10 protein-coding genes are annotated in these 7,013 nt (G+C 56.3%); 8 read left to right on the top strand and 2 right to left on the bottom strand.

Annotated features, from left to right (window positions below; translation table 11 throughout):
• The 3 genes from M0974_RS27635 to M0974_RS27625 form a co-directional block, all read left to right on the top strand.
• The coding region (locus M0974_RS27635) for an energy transducer TonB (RefSeq protein WP_297844700.1) at positions 1–505 on the top strand (505 nt) is incomplete at its 5' end.
• A gap of 49 nt (positions 506–554) precedes the next feature.
• Positions 555–1,280, top strand: a complete 726-nt coding sequence (locus M0974_RS27630; RefSeq protein ID WP_297844698.1) for a MotA/TolQ/ExbB proton channel family protein — start codon at positions 555–557, stop codon at positions 1,278–1,280.
• A 1-nt stretch (position 1,281) separates the two neighbouring features.
• Complete coding sequence (locus M0974_RS27625; protein WP_297844694.1) at positions 1,282–1,683, top strand: biopolymer transporter ExbD; 402 nt, start codon at positions 1,282–1,284, stop codon at positions 1,681–1,683.
• 132 nt (positions 1,684–1,815) lie between these two features.
• Here the strand turns inward: M0974_RS27625 and M0974_RS27620 are convergent, their stop codons facing one another.
• Together M0974_RS27620 and M0974_RS27615 are read right to left on the bottom strand one after the other, a co-directional pair.
• Positions 1,816–2,106: a type II toxin-antitoxin system RelE/ParE family toxin gene (locus M0974_RS27620; RefSeq protein ID WP_297844691.1), complete on the bottom strand. Its 291-nt coding sequence runs from the start codon at positions 2,104–2,106 to the stop codon at positions 1,816–1,818.
• Positions 2,099–2,344: a type II toxin-antitoxin system ParD family antitoxin gene (locus M0974_RS27615; protein WP_297844688.1), complete on the bottom strand. Its 246-nt coding sequence runs from the start codon at positions 2,342–2,344 to the stop codon at positions 2,099–2,101. The genes M0974_RS27620 and M0974_RS27615 overlap by 8 nt, the downstream gene beginning before the upstream one ends.
• A 237-nt stretch (positions 2,345–2,581) precedes the next feature.
• Here M0974_RS27615 and M0974_RS27610 point away from each other — a divergent pair, with 237 nt between their 5' ends.
• The 5 genes from M0974_RS27610 to M0974_RS27590 form a co-directional block, all read left to right on the top strand.
• Positions 2,582–3,163 (top strand): alpha/beta hydrolase, encoded by a 582-nt coding sequence (locus M0974_RS27610; protein WP_297844686.1) that lies wholly within the window; start codon positions 2,582–2,584, stop codon positions 3,161–3,163.
• A gap of 84 nt (positions 3,164–3,247) precedes the next feature.
• Positions 3,248–4,198, top strand: a complete 951-nt coding sequence (locus tag M0974_RS27605; protein ID WP_297844683.1) for a sigma 54-interacting transcriptional regulator — start codon at positions 3,248–3,250, stop codon at positions 4,196–4,198.
• Positions 4,199–4,404: 206 nt separating this feature from the next.
• A complete protein-coding gene (locus M0974_RS27600) occupies positions 4,405–5,187 on the top strand; it encodes a MetQ/NlpA family ABC transporter substrate-binding protein (protein WP_297844680.1) in 783 nt (260 codons plus the stop codon).
• Positions 5,188–5,519: 332 nt separating this feature from the next.
• A complete protein-coding gene (locus M0974_RS27595; protein WP_297844678.1) occupies positions 5,520–6,416 on the top strand; it encodes a TauD/TfdA family dioxygenase in 897 nt (298 codons plus the stop codon).
• Between the two features lie 16 nt (positions 6,417–6,432).
• Positions 6,433–7,013 (top strand): ABC transporter ATP-binding protein (locus tag M0974_RS27590; RefSeq protein WP_297844675.1); only part of this gene is annotated, 581 nt, incomplete at its 3' end.

The raw sequence follows: 7,013 nt of genomic DNA, 5'->3' as shown, positions 1-7,013 counted from the left end.
GCCGCCGCCGCCCACGCCGCAGCCTGTCGTAGAGCCACCACCGCCGGTGGAGGATGAACTGGCCGTTAAGCCACCGCCACCGCCTAAACCGCCCAAGCCCAAACCGGTCGTTAAGCCGGTGCCAAAACCTGTTGCGAAGCCAATTGAGCAGCCCCCAGCGCCGCCTGCACCTGCGCAACCGGTTGCCGCGCCAGCACCTCCAGCGCCGCCTGCACCTAAACCGTTGACGCCTCCATCCGCGGGTGCCGGTTACTTGCACAACCCAGCTCCGGAATACCCGGCGCTGGCCATGCGCCGAGGCTGGGAGGGAACCGTTCTACTGCGCGTCCACGTATTGGCCAGCGGCAAACCGGGCGAAATCCAGGTTCAGAAAACCAGCGGCCACGACCAGCTCGACGAATCGGCAATTGCCGCCGTCAAGCGTTGGAGCTTTGTCCCGGCCAAGCAGGGCGATGTCGCACAGGACGGCTGGGTCAGCGTTCCTATCGATTTCAAAATCAAATAACCCACCGACCGCTAGCAGACCCTAATGCCTAAGCAAGAGAGCCCACGCCATGAACTTATTGACATCTCCTTTCGATTCCATTGAACACGCGGTCATCTGGCTGCTAGTGCTTTTCTCCGTCGCTACCTGGGGCCTGGCTTTGCTCAAGGGCGTGCAATTCACTCGCCTAAAGGCCCAGGACCGAAAATTTCACAAGAAATTCTGGGCGGCTTCCAGCCTTGATGCCGCAGCAGAGTTAGCCACCACCCAGCCCGGTGCCGCTGCTCGTGTTGCGCTGGCGGGTTACGCCGCGATCCAGGTTGGCGAGACGCCGCACACCGCAGATTTGAGCCAATCGATCAATCACCAAGACCGTTTGGAGCGGTCCCTGCGTCAACAGATCGTCCGTGAACGCCGATCCCTGGAAACGGGCCTGGCAGTTCTCGCCAGTGTTGGCAGCACCTCGCCGTTCATTGGCCTGTTCGGTACCGTATGGGGAATCATGTCAGCGCTCAAGGGCATCAGCGCAGCGGGCTCGGCGAGCCTGGAAACGGTAGCCGGTCCCATTGGTGCGGCGTTAGTCGCGACTGGCGTGGGTATTGCCGTCGCGGTACCGGCGGTGCTGGTTTACAACTACTTCCTGCGTCGCCTGAAACTGACAGCGGCCGACCTTGACGACTTTGCCCATGACTTCTACAGCCTGGCGCAGAAGAGTTCATTCCGGGTGCTGATCCATCCAACGGCGAACAAGTCCTCGGTTGCAGCACCTGCGCATAAAGTGAAGGAGGCGTCCTGATATGGCGTTCTCCACACAAGACTCTGATGAGGTGCTGAGCGAGATTAACGTCACACCTCTGGTGGACGTGATGCTGGTGCTGCTGGTGGTGTTCATCGTCACTGCACCGCTGCTGACCAACTCGATCCCGATCAACCTGCCGAAGACTGAAGCGGTAGCACCTGCGGAAAAGAAAGACCCGCTGGTGGTGAGCATCGACGGGAAGGGCAAGCTGTTCATCAACAAGGATGAAATCCAGCCGGACTTGCTGAAGAGCAACCTCGAAAGCGCCAAAGCCAAAGACCCGGACGTACGCGTGCAACTGCAGGCCGACGACGGCGTGAACTACGGCGAAGTGGCGCGCGCCATGGCCTCCATTGAAAAGGCCGGGATTACAAAATTGTCGGTGATCACCGCCAAGTAGTTTTTCTGTAACAGAGTATGGATAGGATTGGTTTGAAAGTTTTGTGGGTCGCCCCTTAGGCAGGGGGCGGCCTTCTTTTTGTTTGGCGTGCAGTAAATTCCCATTTCCCGCAATCGCGCCTTGGCGCAGCAATCACAGGTAACGCGGCGGATCCATTCGATCGTGCAAGATACGAACGATCACAATTCCATAAGCAGTGATGCGAAAGTAAATCATGTGCCGCTCAACGCTGAGGCGACGATAACCGGGTCGAATATAATCACAAGCTTGGGCCATCTTGGGCGCCTGCGCCAATTCCGAAAAGGCCGCTGTAATGATGTCTGTGTAGCGATTCGCTTGCTTTGAATCCCACTGTTGAACGGTATATGTCCAGATAGCTTCAAGATCATGTTCGGCGGCAGGTGTCAGACGATATTCAACCATGCGTGTTTAACATTCTCTGCTTGAATTTGTCGGAGTCGAATGAGCGAGGCTCTCCGCTGGTCTCACCCTCGATCAGCGCAGCGCGTATAAATTCAAGTTCGGCGCTACGCTCTTGCTCACGGCGAATCAGATCGCGTATGTATTCGCTGTCATTGGTGTAATTACCAGCGTCAATCTGCGCTTTAATCCAACCATCTTGCTGGTCGGTCACGGTGATAGTTTTACGCACGGTCCCCATGATTTACCTCCCGGAAGTCATCAATAGCTCGAAGGTTATCATACTATTGGTGCGGTATCGTGCGCTGTCAATGTAGGTTGACAGAGATTGAACTGTCCTTTGAAATCCGAGACAAGCTCGCTATTACAGAATGCATATTCGTTTTGGATCTTAATAAATAGCTTCTTATTCCTTAACGAATATATGTCGCGTCTCTATACTTTGCACTTGAACGCAAAGATGCAGGAGACGCACCCCATGCGTAACGAGTCGATCCGCTACCTGATAGTGCCGGGCTGGCAAGGGTCGCCAGACGACCACTGGCAGACGCACTGGCAGAACAGCTTGCCCAATAGCTTTCGTGTGGAACAGGCCGACTGGCTCAAACCGCGCCGCGAAGACTGGGTGGGTGAATTGCAGCGCGCGATTGCCGCTGACAGCACGCCGGTGATTCTCATCGCTCATAGCTTGGGTTGCATCACCGTTGCACATTGGGCCGAACTCGCGCCACGGCAGTCGCTGCAGCAGGTCCGCGGCGCGTTGCTGGTAGCGCCAGCAGATGTAGAGCGTCCAAATTGTTCGCCCTCTTTACGCAACTTCGCGCCGATTCCCAAGCATTTAATGCCGTTCCCGACCCAAGTGATCAGCTCGGACAACGATTCTGCGGTCAGCACTGAGCGCGCATTGGAACTGGCGCTGGGTTGGGGCGCTGAAGTAGGAATCCTCAGCGGCGCCGGGCACATCAATGTGAAGTCCGGGCACCAGCGTTGGGAGCAGGGTTTTGCGCACCTGTATCGCCTGCAGAATCGCATGGAACAGCACACCCTACGCCGCGCTTGAATCACATGCCTCGTTGGGTCACTTGACCCTACTGTCTATTTTTAACGCTTGAGCGTCCGCAAGGACTCAGGCGGGAGTTTCGCCATGAGCCCTCACGAAACCTTTGGTCAGCCCTTGCTGACCTTTCCCGATGCGGAAAAAAGCCCGCTGAGTATTCGCGCCAAAGCGTTGGTCTTTGTTGACCCGCGCTCGCGCCAACTGCGCGAAGAACTCGAGCATCTGGCGCCCCGTACGTTGCCGGTATTGATCCGCGGCGAGAGCGGCAGCGGCAAAGAACTGCTGGCCCGGCACATTCACCGCGCCAGTGACCGGACCGGGCTGTTTGTCTCGGTCAATTGCGGCGCTATTAGCCCAACTTACGCCGATGCCGAGCTGTTCGGTTACACCGCCAGCGCCCATAACAGTTTGGCCAGCAGCCGTGCTGGCTGGTTTGGATCGGCCAACGGTGGCACCTTGTACCTGGATGAAATTGGCGATTTACCGTTGCCCATTCAGACCAAACTGCTGGCTGCGCTGGAAAATCATGAAGTGACCCGCGTCGGCGCTCAACAACCGAGCCCGGTAGACGTGCGTCTGGTGGCGGCGACCAGCCTTGATTTGACGCAAGCCGTGGCGGCTGGGAAATTCAACGAGCGGCTTTTCCATTACCTGAGCGAAGGCAGCCTGGAGTTGCCCGCGTTACGCGAAAGGGTGGGCGATATTTTGTCGTTGGCGGAATATTTTTTGGGCATCTACAGCCAACGATTGAGTTTGCCGGTGCCATTGATCAGCGAGGCGGCGCAGCAAGTGCTCGAATGGCACAACTGGCCAGGCAACACCCGCGAACTGGAAAATGTCATTCACTTTGCATTGCTGGTGAGCAGCGGCGATGAAATTCTTCCCGAGCACCTCAACCTGCCTGACGTTGCTGACCCTATCAGTCAAATCAACCGCCAGGCAGAACAGCTGCTTACTCGCGCTGATCCAGGTCAACTTGCTGAATTACAAAGATTAGTCGAGCAACTGAGTCGACGTCTTGCGCAAACGCCGGGCTAGACGGGTCTGTTCAATCCGACTAGTGGCGCTTTGCCGCTCTCAGCACTAAAAAGCATAACCAGCGCTTTAAAAATTATTGTCATGGAATAACAAATGTCGGTAATGTCCGCTCCACGCCGCCGATTTGCAGGTTCTACCCAAGTCGGTGGCAAATCTACCTACACGCCGTCACCCATGATGACCGCGATTATCGCTAAGGACTCTGCATGAAAAAGACGTTGTTAATGACCGCTCTGGCGGCAGCACTTTCGATCGGCCTGGCCCACGCCGGTGAAAAACTGGTTGTTGGCGCTACAGCTGTTCCGCATGCCGAGATCCTTGAGCTGATCAAGCCTGCGCTGGCCAAAGAAGGCGTAGACCTGGAAATCAAAGTGTTCAGTGACTACGTTCAGCCGAACGTACAAGTTTTCGAAAAACGTCTGGACGCTAACTACTTCGAAACCAAACCTTATCTGGACGGCTTCAACACCGGTAAGAAAGCTAACTTGGTAACGGTCATCGGCGTCCACGTTGAACCGTTCGGTGGCTACTCGAAAAAATACAAAAGCCTGGCTGACCTGCCAGACGGTGCCACGGTTGCCATTCCTAACGAAGGCAGCAACGCCGGTCGTGCACTGCTGCTGTTGCAGAAAGGTGGTTTGATCACTCTGAAAGATCCAACCAGTGCATTGGCAACACCGAAAGACATCGCGACTAACCCTAAGCACCTGAAATTCCGCGAGCTGGAATCGGCATTGCTGCCGCGGGCTTTGGATCAGGTTGACCTGGACTTGATCAACACTAACTACGCGTTGGAAGCCAAGCTCAGCCCTAAAAAGGATGCGTTGATTCTTGAAGGTGCTGATTCGCCATACGTGAACTTCCTCGTGGCCCGCCCTGACAATCAGAACAGTGTTGCGATTCAGAAGTTGGCCAAGGCGCTGACCAGCCCTGAAGTCAAAGCGTTCATTGCCAAGAAGTACGATGGCGCGGTATTGCCGGCGTTCTGATACGAATCCAAGCGTTAACGTTTTTACGCCGGCGGCTTTCATTAGCGTCGGCGTTTTTGTTTGTGCCTGGCATGCATCTGACCTGGTAAGCGCGCTTGCCTGCGACCGGCTGTGCAGCAGTCGTAAATCGTACATTTCATGTTCCCTGTTAAACCCGAGTCCAGCATTTTGGGATCGCTTCGCGATCCATCGCGGGCAAGCGCGCTCCTACAGTGTTTAAAGCCGCTAGCGTTTCCAGTGCTATCCATATGCGCTAACGGTATTTAAATTAAGTTTCTTATACCTATAAAGTTCGCCTCTAAATTGCCTATACATTTGGAGTCGGAGTTCTCATGCCAGCAGCCTCCCCATCTTCTGTCGCCGTAAACACAGCCAGCCAAGTATTCGACGTTCGCCCCTTCGAAGGGAAAGTCGGTGCTGAAATTGTTGGTCTGGACTTATCCACACCGCTCAACGACGCTGACTTTGCCCGCGTGCACCAAGCGCATCTGGATTACCACGTTGTGGTTTTCCGAAATCAGCAGATCACGCCGCAACAACAGATCGATTTCAGCCGACGCTTTGGCATCCTGCAAATCCATGTGCTCAAGCAGTTCCTGCTGGCCAATCATCCGGAAATATTGATCGTCTCGAATATCGTCGAGAACGGTCAGCCGGTGGGCTTGGGCGATGCAGGCAAATACTGGCATTCAGACCTTTCGTACAAAGAGCTGCCAAGCCTGGGCTCGATGCTCCACGCGCAAGAGCTGCCAAGTGAGGGCGGCGACACGCTGTTCGCCAACTTGCACCTTGCCTGGGACACCCTCCCGCAAGCGCTTCGCGATGCCGTTGAAGGTCGCTCTGCGGTGCACTCCTATACCGCGCGCTACAGCGAGGGCAAAAACGCCGCCAGCTGGCGCCCGACATTGACCGCCGAGCAACTTGCGCAGGTCGCCGAAGTCACTCATCCGGTGGTCCGTACGCACCCTGAAACCGGCCGTAAAGCATTGTTTGTCAGCGAAGGCTTCACCACGCGCATCGTTGGCCTGCCAGACGACGAAAGCCGTGCATTGCTGGACCAGCTCTACGCCCACAGCGTGCGCCCCGAGCATGTCTATCGCCACCAATGGCAGCCCCATGATCTGGTGTTCTGGGACAACCGTTCGCTGATCCACCTTGCCGCCGGTTGCCCGCCTGAACTGCGCCGCAAGCTGTTGCGCACCACCATCCAAGGTGATGCGCCGTTCTGATTGGAGGAGCCGTTTCATGAATGCTGTTTTGCAAAGCCACACGGCTAGCGAAAGCTCGATCTCGCCGCAGGTCAATCAGCCCGCCGCTGAAGCCTTGCTGCAAGTCCAAGGCGTAAGCCTGGAATACCGGACCCCTGAACGGGTGGTGCGGGCGACTCACCAAGTGAGTTTTGAAATCGATCCGGCCGACCGCTTCGTTTTGCTCGGTCCCTCAGGTTGCGGCAAGTCGACGCTGCTCAAAGCCGTGGCCGGATTTATCCAGCCCAGCGAAGGGCAGATTCGCCTGGCCGGCGTTCAGGTCACTGAACCAGGTCCGGATCGGATCGTGGTGTTTCAGGAATTCGACCAGTTGCCGCCCTGGAAAACCGTGATCCAGAACGTCATGTTTCCCTTGCTGGCGTCACGCACATTGAAGCGTCGCGAAGCCGAAGAGCGGGCGCGTTATTACCTGGAAAAAGTCGGCCTCAGTGCCTTTGCTGATGCATATCCGCACACCTTGTCCGGGGGCATGAAAGCGCGGGTGGCAATTGCCCGTGCGCTGGCGATGCAGCCAAAGATTCTGCTGATGGACGAACCCTTCGCCGCCCTCGACGCATT

Source organism: Pseudomonas sp. (assembly GCF_026224925.1).
GTDB lineage: Bacteria > Pseudomonadota > Gammaproteobacteria > Pseudomonadales > Pseudomonadaceae > Aquipseudomonas.
This window is presented reverse-complemented; position numbering and strand designations above follow the sequence as displayed.